This window comes from Streptodolium elevatio, assembly GCF_053592165.1.
In genome coordinates this window covers 33,110-58,454 of the sequence record NZ_JBSFVE010000027.1, presented here as the reverse complement: position 1 = coordinate 58,454, position 25,345 = coordinate 33,110, and the positions used below count along the sequence as shown (strand labels likewise).

Here is a 25,345-nt window from a genome sequence, read left to right as displayed (position 1 = left end):
GCAAGGCCGATGGGGCAGCATCCGGCGCTGTGGACATCGCCATGACACTCCCGACCATGCTCCCCCACGGCCGCGACGAGGTACTGCAATGGTGCCGCGCCGTCGACGAAGGCCCCTGGTCCAGCCTCGCCGTCCCCGAACGCGTCGCCTACACCAGCCACTCCATGACCGTGCAACTCGCCGCCGCGGCCGCCCTCACCGAACGCGTACGCCTCTGGACCACCATCGTGGTCCTCCCCTCGCACAACGCGGTACGCATGGCCAAGGACCTCGCGTCCGTCGACCAACTCTCCGACGGACGCCTAACCGTCGGCGTCGGGGTCGGCGGCCGCGAACAGGACTACCGAGCCGTCTCCGCCCCCTTCACCCGCCGCTGGCAACGCCTCGACGACCAGGTCGCCACCATGCGCGCCACCTGGGCCGGCACCCCGCCCGAGCCCGACCTCGACCCGATCGGCCCGCCCCCGGTCCAGGCCGGCGGACCACCCCTCGTCGCCGGCGCCATCGGCCCCAAAGCCACCGCCCGCGCCGCCCGCTGGGCCGCCGGCATCGACGACGGCACGGCAATCGCCAACCCCGACGCGGAAGCCCTCGCCGAGGTCGCCACCCGGGTACGAGCCGCCTGGCGCGAAGCCGGCCGCACCGACGAACCCCACCTCTCCACCAGCATCTGGTACGCCCTCGGCGACAACGCCGAAACCCGGCTCCGCACCTACGCGTTCGACTACCTCAAAATCTTCGGCCCGGAAATCGCCGAAGCCATCGCCGACACCGCAACCGTGCACTCCCCCAAAGCCCTGCGCACCGCCGTCGAAACCGTCAAAGCCGCGGGCTTCCACGAACTCTTCCTGGTCCCCACCACCACCGACCCCCAAGAACTCCCCCGAACCCGCGAAGCCCTCGGCATCTGACCCGGTTGCTTCCACGTCACATCCGAACGCCCGAAACGGCCCCGGGCCGAACTCCCGGGGCCGCACGTGCGGAACCGTCAGCCGCCGGACCGACGCGTGATTCCCTGCCCCGGGATGATGAAGCCACCCACGATGCAGTCTTCGCCCGACTCGGTCGTCAACGCGAATACAGGCTGAGGTCCGAGGTCTTCCGAACGAACCATTCGCACCGCCGGATCCTTCCGATAGAAGCGCCCCCCGCTGAGAACCCCATCAAGACGCTCTTGCTTCGTCGGAAGCATGAACCCCACGGCGTCGCAAAATTTCCGGATGCCGTTCCCGGTGATCCGCAAGTCATATGCGGGCCCCAACGCCCTATAGGTCACAGCCCGACCGTCACGCTTACGTGTGTACTCAAAGGTGCGGTTGGCACTGTCACTGACATAGATGCGGCCTGTGATGCCGAAGCAGCTGCTCAGCAACTGCTGTACGTCGAGCAGCAGCTCAGGTGAGGCGCTCCCCAATCCGACGTACCGCGTCTGGTTCGTCTCCTGATTCACCACGCAGCCGTCCGCGTCGAAGAGCCCTCGAAGGAATGCCCCCACCGCTGCCGACGGCGCCTCACAGACAGCCGACGGGACCACCTTCAAAGCCGCGCGGGCACGGGAGAAACCGAGCTCGCCGAGGAACCCGACGAATGCGCCACGCATGAGTCGAAGCTGCCGGGTTCCGTTCCCCTGCAGGACAGGCTTGACGGGCCCCATCCCAATACGATTCAGCAGTTCACGGTGCACCGGCATGACGAAGCGCTGATCGTCCGCGGAGCCGTAGACCGTGACGGCACCGTGCCGTGTCAAGCACCCGTCTCCGACGAGCCACCCCAGGTAATGGCACAACCTCGCACCCCACCGACGAGGAAGGCGGAGCGGTCGCCTGGACACGCACTCCTCGGCCACCACGTGGGCACGGACGGGAATCCGGCTGACGCTCGCTCCCCGGAACACGATCCGGTGGGAGCGTTCGACGATGTCCTCACCCGTCAGTTCGGCGAGGCGGAGCCAGCCTCGGTTGCGTGTGAACACCCGCTGGGCGGAGGCCCCCGCAACGATCGACCCGTCCGAGAAACGAACTGCCAGGGATTCGCGGACTCCGAGGGGCCGAACGGTGAGCCGGCTCAAGTCACCGTCCTTTGCGCCGGAGCCTCCGTGCTCGTTCGTCTCACTTGTGGCCACACGGATCCGCTGCCCCCTCTTGAGACGAAGAAAGGCGGCTTCGGCGGCGATGAGCCCGTGATCCGTCGGAATCTTGTGTGTCCCCAGGATCCCGCCGTGGACCTCGCACGGGTTTCCGGACTCGCGTACATCTTGTGTGATTTCCATGGGGACAGCGCATGCGACTGCACCGACACGATCATGTGATCATGCGAACTAAGTCCCTTATGCAATACAAAGGTTCACCCGTTCGGCCCAGGCAGACGGAGAGGGAGTCGGCCTCGGCCGACTCCCTCTCACAGGCACGTTCTCCGCGATCTCAACCGAAGTCAGTCACGATCTTCGGCTCACTCGATCTGACTCAGCTGCAGCCGCTGGTGGAGCCGCAGCCTTCGCAGAGGTAGCAGCTGCCCGCCGGGCGCATCTTGATGCCGCAGGAGAAGCAGAGCGGGGCGTCCGCGCTGCGGCCCTGCTGGGCCTCCAGCAGCTCCGTCGACGAATGCACCGCCGCCGGAAGGACCTTCAGCTCCGGCGGGGAGCTCTTGTGCTCCCGCGGGGCCGACTGCGCCAGCGTCTCGGTGGTGACGTCGTCGTCATCGCCTTCCGTCTCGGCCGCCTCGTACGAGCCGGTGTCGAGATGGCGCTGACGCTCCTCGGCCGAGTGGATGCCGAGCGCCGAACGCGTCTCGAAGGGCAGGTGGTCGAGCGCCAAGCGGCGGAAGATGTAGTCGACGATCGACTGCGCCATCCGCACATCCGGGTCGTCCGTCAGGCCGGCCGGCTCGAACCGCATGTTGGTGAACTTGGAGACGTACGTCTCCAGCGGCACGCCGTACTGCAGGCCGACCGACACCGCGATCGAGAAGGCGTCCATCATGCCCGCGAGGGTCGAACCCTGCTTGGACATCTTGAGGAACACCTCGCCCAGACCGTCGTCCGGGTACGAGTTGGCCGTCATGTAGCCCTCGGCGCCGCCGACCGAGAACGAGGTGCTGATGCCCGGGCGGCTCTTCGGAAGGCGCTTGCGGACCGGGCGGTACTCGACGACCTTTTCGACGGTGACGGGCTTCTCCTCGGCGACCTCGTCCTTCTTCTTCGCGGAGAGGGGCTGGCCGACCTTGCAGTTGTCCCGATAAACCGCGAGTGCCTTTGTGCCGAGCTTCCATCCTTCGAGGTAAATTCGCTCGATATCTTCGATCGACGCGTTTTCCGGCAGATTTACCGTCTTGCTGATGGCCCCACTCAAAAATGGCTGCGCGGCAGCCATCATGCGCACGTGGCCCATCGGTGCGATGGCCCGTTCACCCATCGCGCAGTCGAAGACCTCGTAGTGCTCGGCCTTGAGGCTCGGCGCGTCGACGACGTGGCCGTTCTCGCCGATGAATTCGACAATCGCCTCGACCTGCTCGGCCTGGTATCCGAGCCGCTTGAGCGCGCGCGTGACGGTGCCGTTGACGATCTGCATCGAACCGCCGCCGACGAGCTTCTTGAACTTGACCAGAGCCAAGTCCGGCTCGACGCCGGTGGTGTCGCAATCCATCATCAGGCCGATGGTCCCCGTGGGAGCCAACACACTCGCCTGCGCGTTGCGGAAGCCGTTCTTCTCGCCGAGCTTGAGGACTTCCTTCCACGCCTTGGTCGCCGCGTCCCATACCGGGGTGTCGAGGTCGTCCGTGCGCGTGGCGGCGTCGTTGGCGTCCGCATGCTGCTTCATGACGCGCTTGTGCGGCGCCTCGTTGCGTGCGTAGCCGTCGTACGGGCCCACCACTGCGGCCAGTTCGGCGGAGCGCTTGTACGCGGTGCCGGTCATCAGCGAGGTGATCGCACCGGCCAGCGCGCGACCGCCGTCGCTGTCGTACGCGTGCCCGGTCGCCATCAGCAGCGCGCCCAGGTTGGCGTACCCGATGCCGAGCTGACGGAACGCGCGGGTGTTCTCGCCGATCTTCTTCGTCGGGAAGTCCGCGAAGCAGATCGAGATGTCCATCGCCAGGATGACCAGCTCGACGACCTTGGCGAACTTCACGACGTCGAACGTGTCGTCGTCGCGCAGGAACTTCATGAGATTCAGCGAGGCCAAATTGCACGAAGTGTCATCAAGGTGGACGTATTCACTGCAGGGATTAGAAGCGGTGATACGACCCGATTCCGGGCACGTGTGCCAGTGGTTGATCGTGTCGTCGTACTGGATCCCCGGGTCCGCGCACGCCCAGGCCGCTTCCGCCATCTTGCGGAAGAGCTTGCGGGCGTCGACGGTCTCGAGCACGTCGCCGGTCATGCGGGCGCGCAGGCCGAACTCCGAGCCCGCCTCGACGGCCTTCATGAACTCGTCGGAGACGCGGACCGAGTTGTTCGCGTTCTGGTACTGGACCGACGTGATGTCGTCGCCGCCCAGGTCCATGTCGAAGCCCGCGTCGCGCAGCGCGCGGATCTTCTCCTCTTCCTTCACCTTGGTGTCGATGAAGTCCTCGATGTCGGGGTGGTCCACGTCGAGGACGACCATCTTGGCCGCGCGGCGGGTCGCGCCGCCCGACTTGATGGTGCCGGCGGAGGCGTCCGCACCGCGCATGAAGGAGACCGGGCCGGAGGCGTTGCCGCCCGAGGACAGGAGTTCCTTGCTGGACCGGATGCGCGAGAGGTTCAGGCCGGCGCCCGAGCCGCCCTTGAAGATCAGGCCCTCTTCCTTGTACCAGTCGAGGATCGACTCCATCGTGTCGTCCACCGACAGGATGAAGCAGGCGCTGACCTGCTGCGGCTGCATCGTGCCGACGTTGAACCACACCGGGGAGTTGAAGCTGAAGATCTGGTGGAGGAGGGCGTACGTCAGCTCGTGCTCGAAGATCTCGGCGTCGGCGGGCGAGCCGAAGTAGCCGTTGTCCTCGCCGGCCTTGCGGTAGGTCTTCACCACCCGGTCGATGAGCTGCTTGAGGCTCCACTCGCGCGCGTCGGTGCCGACCGCGCCGCGGAAGTACTTGCTCGTCACGATGTTGACCGCGTTCACCGACCAGAAGTCGGGGAACTCGACGCCACGCTGCTCGAAGTTGATCGAGCCGTCGCGCCAGTTGGTCATGACGACGTCACGGCGCTCCCAGACCACCTCGTCGTACGGGTGGGTTCCGGGGGTCGTGTACACGCGCTCGATGCGGAGGCCCTTGCCGGGCTTCGCCCGGCCGGCGCCGCGTGCTGAGCCGCTCGTCGTCTCTGTCATACGTATCTCCTCCTGAACAACGCCGCGGGCGGGCCGGCGATTCCGGCATGCCCGATCGGGTGGTCCGTCGTTCGTTCCACCTGGTGTGTCGTGCGGTTTTGTGGGGTGTGGCGACGCCGTGGGTTCTTGGCGTCAGCGGGTGGGTCCGGCACCGGGCACGGGCTCACGCGGATGGTGTGGTTCTCCATCCGTGGCCGAAACCAATCCCCCGGAAAGGGGGACATCGTCTTCGGCGGGGGCTCCGGAAGCGGTTCCGGGGGTGTCGTCGGCGGGTCCGAGGGTGCCTGCGGCCTCGGTGCGCAGCAGGGAGATCTCGGATTCGAAGTCCTCGAGCGAGTCGAAGGCGCGGTACACGGAGGCGAAGCGCATGTACGCGACTTCGTCGAGTTCGCGCAGGGGGCCGAGGATGGCGAGGCCGACGTCGTGGGTGCTGAGTTCAGCGCAGCCGGTGGCGCGCACGGCCTCCTCGACGCGTTGGCCGAGTTGGGCGAGGGCGTCCTCGGTGACGGGCCGGCCCTGGCATGCCTTGCGCACGCCGGTGACGACCTTGTCGCGGCTGAAGGGTTCGGTGACGCCGCTGCGCTTGACCACGGTCAGGGAGGCCGACTCGATGGTCGTGAAGCGGCGGCCGCAGTCCGGGCAGGAGCGGCGGCGGCGGATCGCGGCGCCGTCGTCGGTGGTGCGGCTGTCGACGACGCGGCTGTCGGGCCGCCTGCAAAAGGGGCAGTGCATGACTGGTGTTGTCCTCCCCTGAGTGCCTGCCTGGGCTGCCGGGGCGGATCCGGGCGTACGCGCGGGTACGCGAGGTGTCCTTCCGGCGGTGTCGCCCCCGCGCCCCAGGGCCTCGTCGGGCGGTTCGCGGCGAGGAGTGGCTTGGTGCGCTTCGGGATGTGATATATACGGCGACCACAACTTATGGGTTAGATCTGGATCCGAACCACAAGATGTAGTGGCTACCGTATTGCGCGGCCCGAGGCGCTGCAAGCCGACACACTGACCCTCGGAGAGGGTCTTGCGACCTCTCGTCATCAGCGCAGGTCATCGCGGTGGCCCGGGAGGCCGGTGGGGCAAAAATTCAGCCGGGTGGACGCGTGTTACGGGAGATATCGGATAGATCCGATTTTGTCTCACCCGGGGTCCCGCTTGGCCCGAAGGCCACCGCAGCCCCGCCCGCCGACGGCTCGACGGCAGCCCGTCGGCATCCTGAAGACCGCCCGACGGCTGACCCGAGAACCCGCCCCGACCGCACTCCAGTACATACATTCGATCGAATACCTGTACGATTAATACTACGCTGGGGAGATCCCTGAGGCGGATTGGGCCAAATTCACTCGAACGTGTGTTTGGCGCAACCTTTCGATCCCGGCTACCGTTCTCCGTGTGCGAGTAATCCGTCGAGAGGGGAAACCCGTGTCCGGAGAAGCAGTCGGAGGCCCTCAGCCTCCGGCCTTTGCCAGTGCAGCCCGGAACACCGCGACAGCAACGGACGCACCCGGGGGGGACCGGTCGGAGTCGGCTCAGGTGCGGTCTCTTCCGCGCCGCGGAGCCGGTGGTCTGACGCCGCGTCAGAGCCGTGTGCTGGAGGTGATCCGTGCCTCCGTCGAATCGCGCGGATATCCGCCGAGCATGCGCGAGATCGGCGAGGCGGTCGGCCTGTCGAGCACGTCCTCGGTCGCACACCAGTTGATGGCCCTTGAACGCAAGGGCTATTTGCGCCGTGATCCGCACCGCCCGCGCGCGTACGAAGTACGCTCCCCCGACGGCGGACGCCCCCTCGCCCCCGTCGTGCCCAACGGCACGGGCAACGGGAACGGCAACGGCGCCGAGCGACCGGCCGCGTCGTATGTGCCCGTCGTCGGCCGCATCGCCGCCGGTGGCCCGATCCTGGCCGAGCAGTCCATCGAGGACATCTTCCCGCTGCCGCGCCAGCTGGTCGGTGACGGCGAGGTGTTCCTGCTGAAGGTCAGCGGTGACTCGATGATCGAGGCCGCGATCATGGACGGCGACTACGTGGCGGTACGCCGCCAGCCGGTCGCGGAGAACGGCGACATCGTCGCCGCCATGCTCGACGGCGAGGCCACCGTGAAGCGCCTGCGCAACCGCGACGGGCACCGCTGGCTGATGCCGCACAACCCGGCGTACGACCCGATCCCGGGTGACGACGCCACGATCCTGGGCAAGGTCGTCGCGGTCATGCGCCGCGTCTGACGCCTCCGGAGCGGCGCGGCGGGGCCGTGGGGAGCAATCCCCACGGCCCCGCGGCACGTCCGCACGCCTGTGCGTAGGCGCCCCTGTGCTCAGGCGCCCCTGCGCGCCCTTCAGGCCAGCGTCACCAGCGCCGGAATGCCCGGCTGCACGAACCACGCGAACCCGACGAGGCGGCCTTCGGTCAGCAGCCAGTCGTCCGTGTCCCCCGCGCCGAGCAGGTCCTTGCCGCCCACCGCCCGCGCGCCCAGCGACGAGCCGTCCTCGTGCTTGAAGGCCATCAGCCTGCCCGGCGCGCCCGGCAGGCCCGTCGCGAGGACCAGGACCCCGGTCGGGTCGAAGCCCACGATGTCCCCGTCGCCCATGTTCTTGCCCAGCGGCTTGCTCCACCGGGCCTTGCCGGTGTTGAGGTCGAACGCCACCAGCCGCACGGCCTCGCCCGGCCCCAGGTCGCGCCGGGTGCTCATCAGGTAGAGGGTGTCGTTGGCGACCGCGAGCGCGTAACGCGTGGGTGCCCCGAAGTCCAGGTCGTAGGGGCTGTTTCCGTACTCGAGTTGGAGAACGCCCTCGGGCCCGCGCCGCGGTATCTCGGACCGCAGATTGCCGTTGGTGTCATATGTCTGCAGGAAGTCCTCGCCATTGCGCTGGATTTCGACCAGCGCCGGGTCGGCGTGGATCAGGGTCACCGAGGCGTAGTCGTCGCCGGTCGCGGGGATGTTCTTGGTCCATTTGCGGGTGCCGTCGCCGGAGTCGAATGCGGTGAGTACCGCGGGCTCGCCCTCCTCGTAGGTGGTCTGTGTCGTGAGCACGGTTTTCCCGTCCACGCGCAGGCCGTCGATCTCGTCGGGATCCGATTCGGACGAGTCCCACTTCCAGCGCTGGTCGCCGGTTTTCAGGTCGTAGGCGGCAATGCCCCGCAGCGTCGTCACGACGACCTGTTCGGCGTCGACATCGGTTTGCACGATTCGATATCGGTCGTCGGTGGCGGACACGTCCTTGGTCTTCTTGTCCCACAGCGAGCGCATGGTGGCGAGTTCGATCGCGACGGTCGTGTCGCAGTCGTCGTCCCTGCCGTACATCGCGATGCCGATGCCTTGTGAGGTCTTTGGGACCATGCCGCACAGTTGGCCCGAGGGCGGCGTGAACTTGCCGGTCTCTCGGCCGTCGGCGATGTCGTACGCGACGATCGCCTTCTCGTCGCCGGCGAAGGCCCGTGTGCCGGACGTCCACGCGCCGAGCATCTCGACGCCCGTGCCGGGGTCGGGGGTCGCCCATGCGCGCGCCATGGTCTTCCCGTCGGTGGCCGTGGACGACCCTCCGCCTCCGTCGTCGTCCTTGACGACGAACAGCCAGACGAGCGTCCCGGTGGCGATGAGCGCGAGCACGACGACCGTGGACAGGATGGCGATCAGGCGGCGGCGGGCGGGGTCGGCCGGCGCGGCGGGCGGGCTTCCGGGGCCGGAGCCGTAGGGGTTGTAGGGCGGCGTGGAGCCCTGCGCGTGGCCGCTCGGCGGGGGCGGGCCGGGGTACGCGTTGCCGGGTGGCGGTCCCGCAGGCGGCCCTGCCGGAGTGCCCGCAGGTGGCCCGGCAGGGGGTCCCACGGGCGGAGCCGGGGGAGGTCCGGACGGGGCCCCGGGGGTGGACGGCGGCGGCGGTACGCCGGGAAGGCTGGGGCTGGGCGGCGACGGCTGCCAGGGGCCGGCGCCGGTGCCGCCCGAGGTGCCCGCGCCGGGGCCGGAATCCGGGCCGGGCCCGGATCCGCCGGGTGGCGGCGGGCCGCCGTAGGCGGGCGGGCCTCCCGGTCCGACCGGCATGCCAGGAGGCCCGTACGGGCCTGGAGGCTGCGTCATGGTTCCCCCTCGCGGTCCCGACTGAGCCGCGGTTCGGCCCGGCCGCGTGACGAGGATATGTATCTTCGCGTCGGCGGCTCTGCGTGAGAGTCCGTCAGTTCCTGGCTCCGCCAGGCGTGTTGCCCGCCGTGGCTGCTCAGTCGGTGGCGGTGGCGGTGCCGCGCAGTGCGCCCGGGTGAAGTCCGAGGACGCGTTCGGCGGTTGCCGTCGCCATGCCGTCGACGGCGGGGTGGCCGACGTCGGTGTAGCCGTTGGCGTATGCGCCGATCCCGTCGACGACGACGAGGATGTGCAGCGCCGCGCCGAGTGCGTCGTCGGTGGTGAACTCCCCCGATTTGACGCCGTCTTCGACGAGTGCGGTGAGTGCGCCGCGGGTGACCGTCTCCTGCCCGTCGACGACTTCGCGGAGGCCTTCCCTGAAGCGGCTGAGGTGCCGGGCGTTGAGCCACAGTCGGCTGAGGTCGCGGGAGGACGGGTCGTCGAGGCGGGCGAGGAAGCGGGCGAGGCGTTCGGTGGGCGGCCGGTCTTCCTCGTCGGCGGGCAGGAGGGCGTCGCGTTCCCTGGTCGCGGCGTCCGCGAAGGCCTCGCTGACCAGGTTGTCCGCGGCCGGGAAGTAGTGGCCGATCAGCCCGGGGCGTACGCCCAGCTCGTCGGCGACGCGTCGCAGGGTGATGCGTTCGAGGCCCTCCTCGAGGGCGATGCGCGCCGCGGTCCGCAGGATCTCCGCGCGGCGTTCGTCCGGGAGCTTGCGAATTCGCTGCGGTCCGGGCCTTGACGTCATGGCGGACAGCTTATTGGATGTGTGCCCATTAACCAATTGGCCATGCGACCAATACCGCGGATGCGTCCGACCGACACCCGGGTGCCACCCGGGTGGCACCCGCGACCCCCACCCAGCGTCCCGGCCGACCCCCGAGAGGCCCGACCCGAGAGGCCCCGATGACCACCCTGAACCCCGACTCCCCCGGCTCCCCGGGGCCCGCCTCTCCCGGCCCCGGGGCCGCGAGCCCCCGGGACGCGCACACCTTCGACCTCGTCGGCCACCCGGAGACCCGCGGCATCGACCAGGTGCCGACGGACGAGCGCACCGGGCACCCGCGCAGGCTGTTCGCGGTCTGGGCGGCCCCGAATGTGAGCTACCTCAGCTTCGTGGTGGGTGGCGGCCTGATCCTGATGGGCCTCACGCTCCCGCAGGCGATCGGGGTCATCCTCGCGGGCAACCTGCTGTGGATCTGCACCGGCGTCGTCGCCGCGTCCGGCCCGGTCGCGGGCACCAGCGGTTCGGTGATCTCCCGTGCGATGTACGGCGTGATCGGCAACAAGGTCGTCCTGGTCCTGACCGGATGGCTCATCGCCGCCGCCTACCTGGCACTCAACTGGTCGGCGGCCTCGGTGGCCGGCCTCGGCCTCGCCGACCGGTACGGCCTGCCCGGCAGCGCCCCCGTCGAGGCGGCCGTCATCTGCGCGATCGCCGCCGGGACGCTGCTCATCGCGATCTACGGCTACGCCCTGATCGTCCGCCTGTACACCGCACTCAGCATCATGCTGACCGCGGTGTTCGTCGTCGTGACCGGCTACGTCCTTGCCGAGGCCGACTGGTCGTACGCCCCCGCCGAACCGCTGCACGGCGCCGCCCTGGCCGCCACGCTCGGCGCGGGCTTCACCATCATCGCCTCCACGCCCCTCTCCTACAGCAACAGCCCCGACCTGGCGCGCTATCTGCCGCGCGGCAGCAGCCCGTTCGCCATCGCCGGGTGGACCGCGCTCGGCGCGTACCTGCCCAGCGTCGTCTTCACCTCCGTCGGCGCCCTCGCCGCCACCGGCCTCGACATGAGCGACCCGCAGGCGGCCCTGGAAAGCGTGATGCCGGGATGGTTCATCCCCGTCTTCGTCATCGCGGTCGTCACCAACACGATGGCGAACAACGGCATGACCGCCTACAGCGCGAGCCTGTCGATCCAGTCGGTCGGCGTCCGCCTCGCGCGCATCCCCGCGGTGCTGGTCATCGGCGTGCTCGGCACCGCCATGACGCTGTACGCGATCCTCGTCTTCGACTTCCTCACCAGCGTCAACACGATGCTCCAGCTCGTCGTCGCGGTGACCGGCCCGGCGATGGCGGTCGCGGTGACCGACCTCCTGCTGCGCCGCAACCGCTACAACGGCGCCGACCTGCTGGAGCAGGAGCGCGGCGGGCCGTTCTGGTATCACCGCGGCGTGCACTGGGCCGGCGTCGCGGCGCTGGTGGTCGGCGGCCTGGTCGCCGCGATGTGGGTGAACACCAGCTTCTGGACCGGGCCGATCGCCGCGGCGACCGGCGACGTCGACCTGGCGATCCCGTCCGGCATGGCCGCGGCGGCGCTCACGTACTGGGTGGTCACCAGGGTCCTCGGCACGATCCCCCGGGCGCACCCGGCCTCTTGACGCACGATCTCCGCCCGGAATCCGTCCCCGAAATCCGGCCCCGAAATCCGCCCCCGAAGCACACGAACCCGAAGCACGAAGAGGAAGACCGTGTACGCCGACGTCATCCTGCTCGCCCGCCACATCGAGCACCTGACCGATACCCCCGCCTCGCCCGCGGACGCGGTCGCCATCGCCGACGGCCGCGTCGCCGCCGTCGGGTCCGCGTCCGAGATCGCCGCGCTGCGCGGACCGGACACGGTCGTCCACGAGTTCCCGGGCGCGGCGGTCCTGCCCGGTCTCGTGGACGTCCACGCCCACCCCGTGTGGGGCTCCATCTCGACGGGCAGCGGCGTCGACATGCTCGGCGCCGCCACGCTCGACCAGGTCTTCGACCGTGTCGCCGCGGCCGCCGCGGGTCGGCCCGCCGACGCGTGGATCACCGGATACGACCTCGACATCAACGTGTTCGACGGCGACCCGACCGGCCTCGTGTTCGCGGAGCGCTTCCCCGGCACGGCCATTTCGCTGATGACCCGGGACGCGCACGCCCTGGTCGTGAGCCCCCGTGTCGTGGAACTCGTCGGGCTGACCGGGCGAGAGACGTTCACCGACGCCTCGTCCGTCGAGACCGGTCCGGACGGCCGTCCCACCGGCTACATCGTCGAACTCCAGGCAATGGACCTGGTGTTCCCGCACTACCCGGAGATCCCGGTGGAGACGGCGGCGGCGTACGTGCGGGACCGGCTCGAACAGCTCGCGGCATGCGGCCTGACCGGGCTGCACGCACTCGACTTCGGCGACCCCTCCGAGGACGTCTACCGGTACATCGAGGCGCACGGCGAACTGCCGCTGCGCGTACGCTGCTCCCCGCTCGTCCCCGCCGACTCCGGCCCCGAGGCGTGGGCGCACGTCGCCGGGCTCCAGGGCCGCGGCGGGCGCCGCTGGCACGTCGAGGGCGCCAAGTTCATGCTCGACGGGACGGCGGACAACGGCACCGCGTGGTTCGAGCGGCCCGACATCCATGGTGAGAACCGCGAGCCACTGTGGCGGGACGTCAACGGTTACCGTGCGGCCATGCGGTTCTTCGCGGAGCGCGGCATCCCGACGGCGACCCACGCGATCGGCGACCAGGCGGTGCGCTTCGCCCTCGACGTCATCGAGGAGGTGGGGCCGGTGCAGCGGGCGCCGCACCGCATCGAGCACATCGAGTCCATCCCCGACGACTTGCTGGGCCGGTTCGCCGAACTCGGCGTCGTGGCAAGCCTCCAGCCCGTGCACGGCACCCGGCACACGCGTGCCGACGGCACCGACAACTGGTCGCGCCGCATCGGTCCCGACCGGGTCGTGCACGGCTGGCGTACGCGCGACCTGCTCGACCACGGCGCGGTGGTGGTGCTCGGCTCCGACTGGCCGATCGGGCCGGGTGATCCGCGGGTGGGGCTCGCCGACTGCCAGTTGCGCCGTCCGGTCGAGGAGCCGGGGACGCCGCCGGTGCAGCCGGGGCAGGCGGTGGCGGCGCGCGAGGCGTACGCGGGGATGACGGTGGCCGCCGCGTGCGCCGGGGGCGTCTCCCACGAGTTGGGGCGCGTCGCGCCGGGCTACCTGGCGGACCTGACCGTGTTCGCCGCCAATCCGCTCGACCTCGCGCCCGAGGCCCAGCCCGGCAATGCGGTGCTTGCCACCGTCGTGGGCGGCCTGGTCCGTACGTACACCGCCGCCGCCAACTCCGCATCCGAGTACGACGGAAGCCCGCACCCCGGCGGGGCACTCACCGGAGGAGCGCGCCCCGAAGGCCCCGGCAACGAAGGTGCGCGCGACGAAAGTTCGCACAACGGCACCCGGAAAGGACGCCTGTGAACGCCGAACCCACGCCCACAACCACGCCCACCGCCTCCCCCGGTGCCGCCCCCATCCCCCGCCCCGCGCACCGTCGCCACGTGCGGGTCGCGGCCGACGATCCCTACACGCGCGGAACGGAACGCGGGGGGCAGCTGCGCGACGGGATCCCGGCCGCGATCGAGGCGTACGACCGCCTCTTCGCTCTCGGCGGCGTGTCCCCCGCCCAGGTACGCGAGGACGCCGAACGGGCCCTCGACGCCATTGACCGGTTCCGCCCCGGTGCGCGCGCCGAGATCGAGGGCATTGCCCATGGTGCGGGCGTCGACGTGTGGCGTGTCGCGGCGCTCAACGCGCGCACGGAGATCCTGGCGCGCAGCACGGCCGTTCCGCCCGGTGAGTGCACCACGGTGGTCCGGATCCGCGACGTCGATGCGGGTGACAATCCGTCGGCGGCAGGGGTGTTCGGAGTGCAGACGTGGGACTGGCACGTCGAACTGACCGACGGGTGGCACACCTTGGAGTCACGCGGCGGGGCGCGCGGCTTCGTGGGTCTGACCGAGAACGGCATCCTCGCCAAGATCGGCGTCAACAGTGCCGGGCTGGCCCTGCACTTCAACATCCTGGGGCACGTGCGCGACGGCATCGGCGGTGTCCCGGTGCACGTGCTCGCGGCCGTCGTACTCGGGGAAGCGGGCGGTGTCGATGAGGCGGTCGACATCGTGCGCTCCGCGCCGTTGGGGTCGTCGGGTTCGTTCGCGTTGTTCGGCGAGGCCGGTGGCGCGCTGCTCGACCTCAGTCCGGTGGGGGTGTTCGAGGCGCCGGCGGAGCACGGCTATCTGCTGCGCACGAACCACTTCCTGACCGCGGTGCCCGCCGCGGACGAGAAGTCGTGGCTCTACCAGCCCGATTCGGGCGAGCGCCGGGAGTTCGTACGCGCCCGTCTGGCGGACGCGAAGCCGCCGGAGACGGCCGCGGACATGGTGGGGCTGCTGGTGACGGGTCCCGGTGAGCCGCCGGTGACGTGCGTGCCGGACCCGGGTCTGCCGCTCGGCCGGCGGTGGGCGAGTCTGGCGACCGTCACGCTGGACCCGGCGACGCGTACCGCGAACGTCCTCGACGGCACTCCGGCGGACGCGGCCAGGGGGCCGTGGCGCACCCTGACCGCGCGCTGAGCGCGGCCTGACCGCGTCAGACGTTGATCGCGGTCAGCGAGCGCCGCACCTGGTTGCGGTCGGTGGTATACCAGAAGTCGGGCATGGAGGCGCGGAAGAAGCCGCCGTACTGCTTGGTGGCCAGCCTCGAGTCGAGGACCGCGACCACGCCGCGGTCGTCGGAGGCGCGGATGAGGCGGCCGGCTCCCTGCGCCATCAGCAGTGCGGCGTGGGTGGCGGAGACGGCCATGAACCCGTTGCCGCCCGCCTCGTGCACGGCCTGCTGACGGGCGCTCATGAGCGGGTCGTCGGGGCGGGGGAAGGGGATGCGGTCCATGACGACGAGTTGGCACGCCGGTCCGGGCACGTCGACGCCCTGCCACAGGGAGAGGGTGCCGAAGAGGCAGGAGGCGGGGTCGCCGGAGAACGCCTTGAGGAGTTCGGGCAGCGAGTCGTCGCCCTGGCAGAGGATGGGGACGTCGAGGCGTTCGCGCAGGGCCTCGGTCGCGGCCTCGGCGGCGCGGCGGGAGGAGAAGAGTCCGAGCGTACGCCCGCCCGCGCACTCGACGAGTTCGGCGAATTCGTCGAGGGTGGACGGGTGCATGCCGTCGCGGCCCGGCGGCGGCAGGTGCTTGGCGACGTAGAGGATGCCCTGCTTGGGGTAGGCGTACGGGGATCCGACGTCCATGCAGCGCCAGGGGGCGAGTTCGGCGTCGGTGTCGGGGTCGCCGTCCTCGTCCTCGTCCGTGTCCCCCGTTTCCGGCTCTTCCGCGTCGGCCGCGGCGCGAACCGCCTTGGCGCGTGCGGGCGGTGCGACGGGGACGGTGGTGCCGGGCTCGGGTAGGAGCCCTTCGGGGCTGAGGCCGAGGGTGCGGGCGACGCCGGTGAAGTCGCCGCCGAGCTTGAGCGTCGCCGAGGTGAGGATGACGGTGCGGTCGCCGAAGAGGGCCTCGCGCAGGAGGCCGGCGACGGCGAGCGGGGCGATGCGCAGCGAGGGGCCGACTCGGTCGCTGCGTTCGATCCAGAGCACGTCGTACGGGGATCCGCCGAGGATGCGCTCGCAGGTGTCGTGCACGGCCTGGGCGGAGGCCATCGCCTGGCGCCGTGCGGCGTCCTCGTCGGAGAGGGACTTGTCGCGGACCTCGCCGAGCGAGGTGATGACGGCGCGGGCGCCGTCGCGCAGGGCGGCGAGCGCCCAGCCGAGGTCCGGGTCGGGTTCGGCGAGGCGGGCGGGCTCGCGCATGCTCATGGCCTTGGCGTACGCCTCGGCGGCGGACTGCAGCGCGTCGACGGCCTTCTCGTTGGCGAGCTTCGCGGCGCGGCGGGCGGCGCGCTCCACGGTGCCGATGGTGAGGTCGTCGGTGGCCACGGAGGTGACGCGCGTGGCGAGTTCGTGGGCCTCGTCGACCACGAGGACTTCGTGCTCCGGCAGGACGGGGGCGCCTTCGAGGGCGTCGATGGCCAGCAGCGCGTGGTTGGTGACGATGATGTCGGACTGCTTGGCGATCTCGCGGGCGCGTTCGGCGAAGCACTCCTGGCCGTAGGTGCACTTGGAGGCGCCGAGGCATTCACTGGAGGAGACGGAGACCTGGGCCCAGGCGCGGTCGTTGACGCCGGGGCTGAGGTCGTCGCGGTCGCCGGTCTCGGTGTCGTCGGCCCAGTCGCGTACCCGCAGGATGTCGCGTCCGATCGGGGAGGTCGGCGAGGGGTCGAACAGGACTTCGCCTTCGTCGGGCGGGCCGTCGTGGAGGCGGTGGAGGCACACGTAGTTGCTGCGGCCTTTGAGGGTGGCGAAGCTGGGGCGGCGGCGCAGCAGGGGGTGCAGGGCTTCGACGGTGCGCGGCAGGTCGCGTTCGACGAGCTGGCGCTGCAGCGCGAGCGTGGCGGTGGCGACGACGACGCGGCGGTAGCCCGAGAGCGCGGGGACGAGGTACGCCAGCGACTTGCCGGTTCCGGTGCCCGCCTGGACCAGGAGGTGCTCGCGGCGGGCCACGGCTCCCGCGACGGCTTCGGCCATGCGGATCTGGCCGGGGCGTTCGGTGCCGCCGACGGCGTGGACGGCGGCGGCGAGGAGCTCGCCGAGGTCGGCGCGTCCGCCGGAGGCGGCGCCGGGCTGGTCCGCGGGCACCGTGGTGTCGGTGTCGCCGCTGCTGGTTTCGGGGGCCTCGGGTGCCGCGGTGTCGCTCATCGGGTCCAGCCTAAGGGGTGCGCCGGACCTTTCCGCCGAGGCGTCGGGATATGCGAATCCCCCGCCGACGGGCGGTTTTCCGGGCCCGGCCGGTGCCCGGCCCGGGTTCCCCGTCCTGGGTTCCCCGGACCGGGCCCGCGGCCGGGCCTCCGGCGGCCGGGCTTCCCGATCAGACCTGCCGGGCCTTGGCGATCACCGCGACGGCCATGCCCTCGTGTCCGAGCGCGTTGGGGTGGGCCTGGGCGCCCGGTGACTCCGGGGCGATGCCCTCGACCCACTTCACCCCGACGGGCTGGCAGACGTCGTGGCCGACGCCGGGGGTGTAGGTGTCGACGTACGTGGCGTTCCCGGCGGCCGCGCGGGCGGAGATCATGCCGTTGAGATCGCGGACGACGCCGCGCAGGTAGTCGAGGTCCCCGACGGCGACCGGCAGCTGCGCGGGGCAGCCGGTGCCGCTCTCCGGGAGGATCGCCGGGTAGCCCACGACGAGGACGCGTGCCTGCGGTGCCTTGTCGTGGATGGTCTTGAGCGCGGCGTCGATCTTGGGGCCGGTGGCGTCGATGCGCTGCTTGAGGACGTCCTGCCCGTCCTTGGTGAAGGCGTTCTTGCACGGCGTCGGGGAGGTCTTGTCGCCGCTGCGCATGACGCAGGTCGTCATGATCTCGCCGAAGCCGATGTCGTTGCCGCCGATGCCGAGCGTGACGAGCTTGGTCTCGGGGCCGAGCACGTCGAACTGCGGGGGTGCCGGGGTCTGGCCGCCCATCAGGGTGGTCTGCGGTGCCGCGAGGTCGGCGGTGGTGGCTCCGCCGCAGGTGGCGTCGGCGAAGGTGGGGACCGCGAGCTGCTTGGCCATCAGGTGGGCGTAGTTGCTGCCGCTGCGGCTGCAGCCGGGCGGGCTGCCGGGGACGGTCTCGGGGATCTTGACGCCGGCGGCGTAGGAGTCGCCGAGCGCGACGTAGTACGAGCCCGTGCCGGGTGCGGCGGCGGGCGGTACGGCTCCGGGAGCGGGCGCGGCGGCGGTCTGCTGCGGTGCGGCGGCTCCGCCGGGGGCGCCGGGGGCGGTGGCCGCGGGGCCGCCGGTGCCCTCGCCGCCGCTGTCGTCGTCGGAGGAGCAGGCGGCGAGGGCCAGGGCCAGGGCCGCGGCGAGGGCCGCGGCGGCGGTGCGGTGACGGGTGTGGCCCACGTACATCTCCCCTGGTCTGGCCTTGATCGGGCCCGCCGCAGCGGTTACCGGCGGGTAGGCGTGCGGGCGAGCTTAGGCGTACGCGCGTCGGGATGCCAGAGCGCCGTGCGCCCGCTCCGTCTTCCTCGGTCGAGTTTCGTCAGTCGAGCTTGAGGCGTTCGCGGCGGCTGGCCGGGCAGGGGGTCTCGCTGAGCATGGTGAGGCTTTCGCGGGCCGCCTCGACCTCGAAGTCCTGGAGGGTGGCCACGACCACGTCGACGCGTTCGCCGTCCGCCTCGGCCACGACGCGGCCGTCCGGACCGAAGACGGCGCTGCGTCCGCAGGCCGGGCCGTCGCCGGTGGCGCCGACGTGGTTGGCGACGATGGTGTAGCAGGTGTTCTCCAGGGCGCGGGTGGCCAGGTAGAGGCCGCGGCGGTACTCCTCGTCGCCGCGGGTGAACAGGCCGCAGCACAGGTAGGCGTCGCAGCCGTCGAGGGTCGCGGCGCGCACGTGTTCCGGGAAGCCGATGTCGTGCCGGGTGCCGATGCCGAGCCGCCAGCCGCCGACCTCGACGGAGCAGCCGTGGTCGCCGGGGGCGAACAGGTCGCGGGCGCCGGGCGGCAGGTGCTGGGCGTCGTACGCGACGTGGGCCTCGCCGTCGCGTCCGACGACGAGGACCGAGGAGGACCGGGTGCCGCCGGGTCTGCGCACGCAGGCGCCGACGACGGCGACGGTGCGGCTGGCGTAGCAGGCCGCCACCAGGTCGTCGAGGCGGGGGTCGCCGGGCACGATCTCGCAGCTCGCCGGTTCGTCGCGCAGCAGGTCGAGGTCGTAGCCCGACAGGAACAGCTCGGGCAGTACGACGAGATCGGCGCCCGCGGACGCGGCGAACCGGACGAGCTGGGCGGCGGTGGCCACGTTCTCGGCCACGTTCCCGGCCAGGGCGTGTGCCTGGGCAGCGGCCACGCGCAAAGGCGCTCGATCCAACGTCACGGGCGCATTGTGGCATCGTGACGGGAATCACACCATGGTCATCTTCGGGCGACCGGGCCCCGGGTACGCGCCACCGGCCCGTCCGCCGGGGCCGCTTCGTCGGGCTTCGCGTTGTTCGCCGCCCTTCAAGGGGCTTGGTCGGCTTGGTGGGCTTGGGTCAGCTTGGTCCGACGTACAGCGGGTTGGGGACGGTGCCGTGCGCGGCGACGTGCGGGCGGCCCGGCCGGTCGCGGTATCCGTCGAGCAGGAGGCGGTTCCGGTTCAGGCACAGCCGGTCGATGCGCGGCGTGAGCAGGTCGAACATCTGGTGCCGGTCCGCGAGTTCGGGGAAGCGGGCCTGGTGGTCGCGGATCTCGTCGCGGACCATGGCCCAGAAGTCGGCCTGCGGCACGCCGAGGTGCATCTCGGCGATGTCGGCGAGGTAGCGGTAGTGCCCGACGAGGAGCGCCGCGTGGATGAACTGGCAGAGGTACGCGGGCTCTTCACGCAGCAGTACGGCGGCCACCTCGTCGGGCAGGCCGTCGAGTTCGGGCAGCGGGTGGTCGCTGATGTTGACGTCGTCGACGAAGTCCTTGACGGCGAGGCGTACCGGGACGTCGTCCTCGTCGAACACGACGATGGCGTTCTCGCCGTGGGGTGAGAAGACCAGGCCGTACCGGTAGAGGCAGTGCAGCAGCGGCGGGAGCATGGTGTGGAACAGCGCGCGCAGCCATGCGCGCGGGGCGATTCCGGAGCGGTCGACGAGTTCGGCGACGAAGGGGCGGCCGTACGGGTCGATGTGCAGCAGCGACGCGAGGGTGCGGGCGCGTTCGCCGTGGTCGAGGTACGGGGTGAGGGGTTCGCGCCAGATGGTGCCGAGGAGTTCGCGGTACTGGTAGGGCACGCCGGGGAGGTCTTCGAGGACGGGGTGCCGCACGGTGACGGACGCGGTCTCGCCGAGCAGGATGACGCGGCATTCGTCGCGCAGGAATTCGTCGTCGTCGCGGAGTGCGTGGACCCAGGCGGTGACCGCGGGGGCGGCGAGGGTGCGTTCGGTGGGCAGGCCGCGCCACACGAGTGTGTTGAGCACGGACAGCGGGAGTTTGACGGTGCGTCGGGCCGGCTGGTCGACGTCGAGGAAGGTGCGGACGGACTGCTGGGCCAGGTAGCGGTCCGGGGCCTCGCCGAGGCGGATGATGCGTCCGGCGGCGATGTCGGGGGCGAAGAGCGTGGCGATGGTCTCGTCCCACTGCCAGGGGTGGACCGGCATCCACAGGTAGGCGCCGAGGTCGGCGTCCTCGCCGAGCCGGGAGACCATGCGCTCGGCGAAGCGCTGCGCGGTGGCGGGGTCCAATTCCTCGGAGTAGAGGCGGTGTTCGTCGAGGCCGGGGACGGCACGGTAGTGCGCGAGGCTGCGGTGGACGGCGATCCACGGCAGGCGCAGGGTGCGGCGTGACTCGGGTGCGTAGCCGGCGGCGTCGGTGGCGGAGAAGCCGAGGCGTCCCTTGTTGGCGACGATCCAGGGGTGTCCCGTCTGGTGGCCTTCGAGGTCGGCGTAGTCGAGTTCGGCGAGCACGGACGCGGACTGGGCGGTGGCGCCGATGGCGACGTCGGCGGCGAGGGTGGCGGTGAGTTCGCGGACCAGGTGGCCGGCGGTGTCGCCGGTGAGGCCGAGGGTGGAGTGCGCGTCGAGGAGGAACCGCAGTGTGTCGTCGCCGGGTTCGTCGCCGAGGGGGCCGGTGCGGCGCAGCGAGGCGGGGTCGACGTGCCAGCAGTCGTACGCGCCGCGTCGGGCGCGGAAGCCGTAGCGGACCTCGCCGGGCAGGTCGATGCGGTAGGTGTCGCCGTGTTCGTGGACGGGGGCGAGGAGTTCCTCGTACGCGAACTCGGCGACGGCTTTGGCGAGCATCGCGCGTCCGGCGCGGGCCCATGCGTCGTCCTGGCGGGGCGGGTCGGCGCTGCGGGCCGCGGGTACGGACGCCGCGTGGGCGGACGAAGGTGCCGGTAGGGACGCGTCCGTGGCGGCTTCGGGGCCGGGGCCGTCGCCCGGTAAGGGTGCCGAGCCGGTTCGGGCCGGGGTGAGGGCGGGCTCAGTAGGCAGGGACACGGGGCGTCTCCAGTTCGTCGGGCGGTGCCGGGAGTGGCGCTGGGGCCGCGGTGTCTCCGGCGGCGAGTCCGAACGTGGTGTACGCGGTGCGGGCGGGCAGCCGGTAGACGGCGCGTCCGCAGACGGCGTTGAGGATGACGGCGGCGCGGTGGGCGCCCAGGCCGAGGTCCGGGGTGCCGACGCCGTGGGTGTGGAGTTCGGCGTTTTGTACGTAGAGGCCGCCGGTCACCGACTCGTCGAGGGCGATGCGGTGGTCGAGGCCGATGCGGGGGCGTCCGCGGGCGTCGCGCAGCAGGTGCGCGTCGAGCGGGTCGAGGAGGTCGGGGCGCCGAGGGGCGTAGCCGGTGGCGAGGACGACCTTGTCGGTGAGGGTGGTGAACGCCCGGTCCTGCTGCGTGTGGTGGCAGCCGAGTTCGAGGCCGACCGGGGTGCGGACCACGGTGGTGACGCTGACGCCGGGCATGAGGGTGGCGCGGACGCGGCCGCCGGCGACGCCGCGTTCGTAGAGCTCGTCGTGGATCGCGGCGAGGGTTTCGGCGCTGACGGCCTTGTAGAGCTGGGCCTGCGCGGGCAGGACGCGGTCGCGTACCGGTTCGGCGAGGCCGTGGAAGTAGCGGGTGTAGTCGGGGGTGAAGTGCTCCAGGCCGAGTTTGGAGTACTCCATGGGTGCGAACGCCGGCGACCGGGTGAGCCAGGCGATGCGGTGGCGCGGCGAGGTGCGGCGGCGCAGCAGGTCGAGGAAGACCTCGGCGCCGGACTGGCCGGAGCCGACGACGGTGACGTCGGGGGCGGCGGTGAGGCTGTCGCGGTGGTCGAGGTAGTCGGCGCTGTGCAGGACGTCGCGGGGCCCGTGGGTGTCGAGGAGTTCGGCGAAGGGGGCGGGGACGACGGGTTCGGTGCCGATGCCGAGGACGAGGTTGCGGGCCGCGGCGTGGTGCGTTTCGCCGGTCTTGGTATCGCGGAACTCGACGCGGTACAGGCCGCTTTGGGCGTCCCAGGCGGCGCGGGTGACGTCGGCGCCGAAGCGGCAGGAGGGCAGGGCCGCGGCGGTCCAGCGGCAGTAGTGGTCGTATTCGCGGCGCGGTACGTGGAAGCGCTCGGCGAAGTAGAACGGGAACAGCCGGTCGTGTGCCCGCAGGTAGGCGAGGAACGACCAGGGGCTCGTCGGGTCGACGAGGGTGACGAGGTCGGCGAGGAACGGCACTTGGAGTGTGGTGCCGTCGACGAGGAGGCCGGGGTGCCAGCGGAACTCGGTGGACCGGTCGAGAAAGAGGGTGCGCACGCCGCCGACCCGGTCGGCGAGTGCGGCGAGGGCCAGGTTGAACGGGCCGATGCCGATGCCGACCAGGTCGTGGACGGGGGTCCCGGGGTCGGAGCGGGTGCTTCCGCTGCGCGGGTGGGGCAGTTCGCGTGCGGTCACTCGGTCGCCGCCGGGTTTCCGTTCGCGGGGGCGCCCTTGGCGCCGGACCGTGCCGGCGCGGCGCGCTGGGTCTCCGGCGTGTCCGGGGTGGGGCCGCCGTCGCGGTGGCGTTCGCGGATCATGAGCGCGGCGGTCTTGCCGGGCAGCGACAGGTCCACGGAGCGGCGGAAGCCGGCGCGGCGGAACGCGGCGATGGAGGCGGCGTTGCGTACGTCGGGTTCGGCGATGACGCGCTGCGTGTCCGGGGCGGCGCGCAGGATGAGTTCGCTGACCACGAGCAGGAGCAGCGAGCCGAGGCCCTGGCCGCGGTGCGCGGCGGGTCCGATGAGGACGTGCACGCCGACATCGTGGGGCAGGGCCGCGTAGTGCCGGGCCAGCGGGTCGAGGTCGGCCCGGTAGAGCTCCCAGTAGCTGACGGGCTGGTCGTCGAGGCAGCCGACGTACGCGGTGGCGTGCGTGAGGCGGCTGTGTGCGGCGAGGTGCTTGCCGGTCACCTCGATGCCGCCGGCGAGTTCCCACCAGCGGGCCACCTCGGGGTCGTTCATCCATTCGTGGATGATCGGGAGGTCGCGCTTGAGGTGTAGTTCGTGGAACGAGAACCGGCCGGGGGGCAGCGAGACGGTGCCCCAGCGGTTGGCCTCGGTGAGCGGTCCGGAGAGCCCTTCGCGCAGGCGGCGGTGGGTGAGGCGGAGGGTGTCGTCGTCGGGGACGCCGACGGGGTCGGCGTCGGCGGTGGTTCGGGCGTGCTGGGCGGCGGCGGCCTGGACGGCGGCCTCCACGGTGGCGTCGGCGGGGCTGTTGGGGGACAACGGGGACACGGTCATGCGGGGACGGCACCTCCGGACATGCGATGTGCGTGGAGCGGGTTGGGGATGTCGACGTACACGGACTGGGTGGCCACGGGGCCCACCAGTTCGTCGAGTCCGTGCAGCCGGGTCATGAGGTTGCCCTTGCAGCGCAGGGTCGGTTCGCCGGTGAGCAGGCGCGCGGCGCGTACCCGGGGGGCGTGCGCGGCGAGGGTGGCGTGCAGGCGGCGCAGGAGGGTGTCCTCGTCGGCGAGGCGCTGGGCGCCGAACGCGCCGACGAGGCCGAGGAGGTTGTTGACGCCGAGGTAGTAGGCGAGGCGCTCGTCGGCGACGTCGTCGGGGACGAGGGTGTCGCTGCCGCCGCCCGCGCCGAGGAGGCGCTGCTGCAGGTCGGCGGTGCGGGAGTTGCGGAAGTAGTAGCCCTGGTTGTCGCGGAAGCGGCCGCCGGCGGGCCAGCCGTCCGGGTCGAGGACGACGAGGGTGTTCTGCTGGTGGGCCTCCAGGGCGATCCCGGCGTGTGCGTCGAGCCACAGGATGGGGTCGGCGACGACGGCGAGGTAGCGCGTGAACCACTCCTCGGCGACGGACGCGGTGGCGCGGCCGGTGCGTTCGGCGAGGCTGTGGACGAGGGCGGCGAGGCGGGACGGGCCCATGCCGGGGCGTTCGGCGACCAGGCCCGCGACGCAGGCGACGTCGTCGTCGCCGAACGGGTTGTCGCGGAAGACGAGTTCGAGGCCGCTCTCGGCGCGTTCGGGGCCGCTGGTGCGCGGGGCGTCGACGGCGAGCCAGGCGACGTCGCGGACGATGTCGAAGTCCGGGTGGGCGTCGCGGAGTTCGGCGGCCAGGCCGGCGCGCAGGAGGCGGTCGACCTCGACGCCGCGCAGGAGTTCCTTGCGGAGGTTCTCGCGGCGCGAGTTGGTGATCCGCAGGCCGAGGGAGAGCTTGAGCATGACGGGCGCGCCGGGCCGGTAGACGGTGCGTACCGAGGAAGTGGGGTGCCACGGCGGCCCGAACGGTCCGAGGTCGCGGATGAGGGCGACGTCGAGGAGGGCGCGGATGCCGGGGCGGTGTGCCAGGTCGCGGGCCTGCCAGGGGTGCACGGGCACGAGGACGTGGTCCTCGGGTCCGACGAGTCCGTCGGAGAGTTCCGCGGCGATGGCGGCGGCGGTTTTGCCCGTGGTGCTGTCGTGGGTGACCAGGTCCTGGTGGACGGCGAACCAGTGGAGGGGGAAGGAGCCGCGCAGTTCGGGTGCGTAGGCGGCGGCTTCCGCGGTGGTGAGGCCGTCGCGGCTCTTGGGCGTGGGGTGGGTCGGGTGGCCCAGGAGCAGTGCCTGTTCGGCGGCGAGGAACGGCGTGGTGCCGGGCGGGTCGTCGGGGTGCGCGCGGCGGTGGCGCACGTGGTCGGCGGCGCGGCGGGCGGAGTCGGCGACGCGCGCGGCGGTGTCGGTACGGGCGGCCGCGTTGGCGCCGTCGGCTTCGCGGCCGAGGAGCGCGGCGACGGTGACGGCGTCGAGCTCGGGCCCGGCGGCGTCCGCGAGGCGGGGCGGGCCGAAGCGGTGCCATCCGGCCTGCGACCAGTAGCGGACGGGCACTTCGAGGGTGACGCCGGTCGCGGGCATGGGCAGGCGGAGCGGCCGGTCGGCGGGCGGCCCCGGTACGCCGCGTTCGCGCACCCAGCAGCGCAGCAGGGCCTCGGTCGCGGCGGCGTCGCCGACGCGGTCGGGGTCGGGGTGGTCGAGCGGGTCGCCTGTCCAGGTGCGCGTCTCGTCGCCCGCGTGGGCGGCGGGGTGTGCGGGGGCGGGCACGGGGACTCCGACAGGCACGGCGGGACCTGCGGTCGTCATCATGGCTCCGGGGGTTCGATCGGCCCGGTTGGACCGACATCCATCGATGATCTGGTGATTTCCGGCGATGTCGACCATCTGGCCGGTGTTT

General features: G+C 71.5%; 17 protein-coding genes. 5 read left to right on the top strand and 12 right to left on the bottom strand.

Translation table 11 applies throughout. The features are described 5' to 3' along the window. Positions 1–41: 41 nt before the first annotated feature. On the top strand, positions 42–911 hold the full coding sequence (locus tag ACWD12_RS34975) for an LLM class flavin-dependent oxidoreductase (RefSeq protein ID WP_358358954.1): 870 nt from the start codon (positions 42–44) through the stop codon (positions 909–911). A gap of 77 nt (positions 912–988) precedes the next feature. Here ACWD12_RS34975 and ACWD12_RS34970 read toward each other — a convergent pair whose 3' ends face one another. The 3 genes from ACWD12_RS34970 to nrdR all read right to left on the bottom strand — a co-directional run bounded on the left by ACWD12_RS34970 (position 989) and on the right by nrdR (position 6,038). Further along, complete coding sequence (locus ACWD12_RS34970; protein WP_450102972.1) at positions 989–2,269, bottom strand: LAGLIDADG family homing endonuclease; 1,281 nt, start codon at positions 2,267–2,269, stop codon at positions 989–991. A gap of 193 nt (positions 2,270–2,462) precedes the next feature. Beyond that, positions 2,463–5,306: a vitamin B12-dependent ribonucleotide reductase gene (locus tag ACWD12_RS34965; protein ID WP_450102971.1), complete on the bottom strand. Its 2,844-nt coding sequence runs from the start codon at positions 5,304–5,306 to the stop codon at positions 2,463–2,465. Between the two features lie 132 nt (positions 5,307–5,438). Beyond that, positions 5,439–6,038 carry a transcriptional regulator NrdR gene (gene nrdR / locus ACWD12_RS34960; protein WP_435839125.1) on the bottom strand — a complete coding sequence of 200 codons (600 nt, stop codon included), beginning with the start codon at positions 6,036–6,038 and terminating at the stop codon, positions 5,439–5,441. Positions 6,039–6,716: 678 nt separating this feature from the next. Here nrdR and lexA point away from each other — a divergent pair. Further along, positions 6,717–7,514 (top strand): transcriptional repressor LexA, encoded by a 798-nt coding sequence (gene lexA, locus ACWD12_RS34955; RefSeq protein WP_450102970.1) that lies wholly within the window; start codon positions 6,717–6,719, stop codon positions 7,512–7,514. 110 nt (positions 7,515–7,624) lie between these two features. On the opposite strand, the gene ACWD12_RS34950 is transcribed toward lexA, so the two are convergent. Beyond that, positions 7,625–9,361: an outer membrane protein assembly factor BamB family protein gene (locus ACWD12_RS34950; protein WP_450102969.1), complete on the bottom strand. Its 1,737-nt coding sequence runs from the start codon at positions 9,359–9,361 to the stop codon at positions 7,625–7,627. A gap of 136 nt (positions 9,362–9,497) precedes the next feature. After that, complete coding sequence (locus ACWD12_RS34945) at positions 9,498–10,142, bottom strand: TetR/AcrR family transcriptional regulator (protein ID WP_450102968.1); 645 nt, start codon at positions 10,140–10,142, stop codon at positions 9,498–9,500. A 158-nt stretch (positions 10,143–10,300) separates the two neighbouring features. Here ACWD12_RS34945 and ACWD12_RS34940 point away from each other — a divergent pair, with 158 nt between their 5' ends. The 3 genes from ACWD12_RS34940 to ACWD12_RS34930 all read left to right on the top strand — a co-directional run bounded on the left by ACWD12_RS34940 (position 10,301) and on the right by ACWD12_RS34930 (position 14,775). Next, the gene (locus ACWD12_RS34940) at positions 10,301–11,782 is read left to right on the top strand and encodes a purine-cytosine permease family protein (RefSeq protein ID WP_450102967.1); all 1,482 of its coding nucleotides are present in this window, start codon (positions 10,301–10,303) and stop codon (positions 11,780–11,782) included. A 90-nt stretch (positions 11,783–11,872) separates the two neighbouring features. Then, entirely contained in the window at positions 11,873–13,621 is a 1,749-nt protein-coding gene (locus ACWD12_RS34935) for an amidohydrolase (protein ID WP_450102966.1), read from the top strand. Next, entirely contained in the window at positions 13,618–14,775 is a 1,158-nt protein-coding gene (locus ACWD12_RS34930) for a C45 family autoproteolytic acyltransferase/hydolase (protein WP_450102965.1), read from the top strand. The genes ACWD12_RS34935 and ACWD12_RS34930 overlap by 4 nt, the downstream gene beginning before the upstream one ends. A 16-nt stretch (positions 14,776–14,791) precedes the next feature. On the opposite strand, the gene ACWD12_RS34925 is transcribed toward ACWD12_RS34930, so the two are convergent. The 7 genes from ACWD12_RS34925 to ACWD12_RS34895 all read right to left on the bottom strand — a co-directional run bounded on the left by ACWD12_RS34925 (position 14,792) and on the right by ACWD12_RS34895 (position 25,257). Then, positions 14,792–16,942: an ATP-dependent DNA helicase gene (locus ACWD12_RS34925; protein ID WP_450102964.1), complete on the bottom strand. Its 2,151-nt coding sequence runs from the start codon at positions 16,940–16,942 to the stop codon at positions 14,792–14,794. A 169-nt stretch (positions 16,943–17,111) separates the two neighbouring features. Next, entirely contained in the window at positions 17,112–18,125 is a 1,014-nt protein-coding gene (locus ACWD12_RS34920) for an SGNH/GDSL hydrolase family protein (RefSeq protein ID WP_450102963.1), read from the bottom strand. A gap of 139 nt (positions 18,126–18,264) precedes the next feature. Then, positions 18,265–19,098 carry a carbon-nitrogen hydrolase family protein gene (locus tag ACWD12_RS34915; RefSeq protein WP_450102962.1) on the bottom strand — a complete coding sequence of 278 codons (834 nt, stop codon included), beginning with the start codon at positions 19,096–19,098 and terminating at the stop codon, positions 18,265–18,267. A 157-nt stretch (positions 19,099–19,255) separates the two neighbouring features. Next, a complete protein-coding gene (locus ACWD12_RS34910) occupies positions 19,256–20,986 on the bottom strand; it encodes an IucA/IucC family protein (protein ID WP_450103000.1) in 1,731 nt (576 codons plus the stop codon). A gap of 181 nt (positions 20,987–21,167) precedes the next feature. Then, positions 21,168–22,604, bottom strand: coding sequence for a lysine N(6)-hydroxylase/L-ornithine N(5)-oxygenase family protein (locus ACWD12_RS34905; protein WP_450102961.1), 1,437 nt, complete (start codon positions 22,602–22,604; stop codon positions 21,168–21,170). After that, complete coding sequence (locus ACWD12_RS34900; protein ID WP_450102960.1) at positions 22,601–23,428, bottom strand: GNAT family N-acetyltransferase; 828 nt, start codon at positions 23,426–23,428, stop codon at positions 22,601–22,603. The genes ACWD12_RS34905 and ACWD12_RS34900 overlap by 4 nt, the downstream gene beginning before the upstream one ends. Continuing rightward, a complete protein-coding gene (locus ACWD12_RS34895; protein WP_450102959.1) occupies positions 23,425–25,257 on the bottom strand; it encodes an IucA/IucC family protein in 1,833 nt (610 codons plus the stop codon). The genes ACWD12_RS34900 and ACWD12_RS34895 overlap by 4 nt, the downstream gene beginning before the upstream one ends. Between the last annotated feature and the right edge of the window lie 88 nt (positions 25,258–25,345).